Below are 1,214 nucleotides of genomic sequence, written 5' to 3' on the forward strand. Positions count from 1 at the left end.
CCAGTGTCTCCTGCTGAGCGGATACACGCCCTGCTGATGTCAGGGTTTCTGCTGCAACTGGGTGTGTGTGACGCGGCAAGCGGCTGGCTGCCGCGGCGGATGACGGTGACGTTCCTGGTTGCCGGTCTGCTGGCCACAGGGATAACAGACTCGCCCCTGTCAGTCTTGCTGATACGTCCCGCCATCACGGGGCTGATGACGCTGATACTCCTGTATTCGATACCGTCGGGACAACACACCGGGAAGCTCCGGCGTATGGGCGACATTCTGGGGACAGGAGACCTGTGGATGATAACCGGCATGGTGGCCTGGTTGGGTTTACCGGGAGCGATGATGGCGCTGATAACCGCGCTGGCGGGTTTTGTGGCCTGGCATCTGACTGTGGGAACAGGTATGCGTGCCGGTGGTCCGCTGGGGCCCTGGCTGAGCGCGGGTTGTGTACTGATATTAATCCAGTGGCTGTACCAGCCGCTGTGGGTGGCGTGATGAAACCAGAAAAACGTATCGCAGGGCAGGACCGCGGTTTTGCCATGGTTGGCGTGGCAGCCGCGCTGCTGATAGTGCTGATTATGGCGACCATGGCATCCGGATATATGAAGGATTACCTGAAATCTCGCCAGTGGCAGCTGATGGCGGCACAGACGAGCCGGTTCACGCAGGCGGTGGAGTCGTACAGCGGACGTTATTACGCACAGGTACAGGCGGCGAGCACCACCACGAAGCCGGTCACGGTGACGGCACAGATGCTGAAAAATACCGGATTTTTACCGGCGGGATTCCGGAACACCAACAGTAACGGCCAGCAGTTAAAAGCGCTGCTGATACGTAACGCGCAGCATGCGGAACTGCTGCAGGGCCTGGTGCTGACCACGGGCGGTCAGCCGCTGCCGTATAAGGCGCTGCGGCAGATATCGCTGGATATCAGTGCTGGTCTGGGCGGTTATATCCGTGACGGGCGGACGGCCGTGGGTGCCATGAACAGCTGGACGGTACCGCTGGCAGGATTCGGGACCAGCGGGGGTAACGGTCATATCGCGGTTCTGCTGAGTCCGGAGACGTTGACGGGAGCGCGGGAGGACAGTGACCGTCTGTACCGTTTTCAGGTGAACGGCCGGCCGGAACTGAACAAAATGCACACGTCGATAGATATGGGCGGCAACAACCTGAACAGCGCCGGGGTGGTGAACGGGAAGTACGGTAACTTTGACGTCAGT

The 1,214-nt window shown here is 60.1% G+C and carries 2 protein-coding genes; both read left to right on the forward strand.

Annotation, left to right across the window (positions count from 1 at the left end; all coding sequences use genetic code 11):
- The coding region (locus BZK42_RS27840) for a prepilin peptidase (protein WP_080861608.1) at nucleotides 1–486 on the forward strand (486 nt) is incomplete at its 5' end.
- The coding region (pilV, locus tag BZK42_RS27845) for a shufflon system plasmid conjugative transfer pilus tip adhesin PilV (RefSeq protein WP_143329781.1) at nucleotides 486–1,214 on the forward strand (729 nt) is incomplete at its 3' end. The genes BZK42_RS27840 and pilV, both read left to right, overlap by 1 nt.

The organism is Citrobacter braakii, assembly GCF_002075345.1.
Lineage (GTDB): Bacteria > Pseudomonadota > Gammaproteobacteria > Enterobacterales > Enterobacteriaceae > Citrobacter > Citrobacter braakii.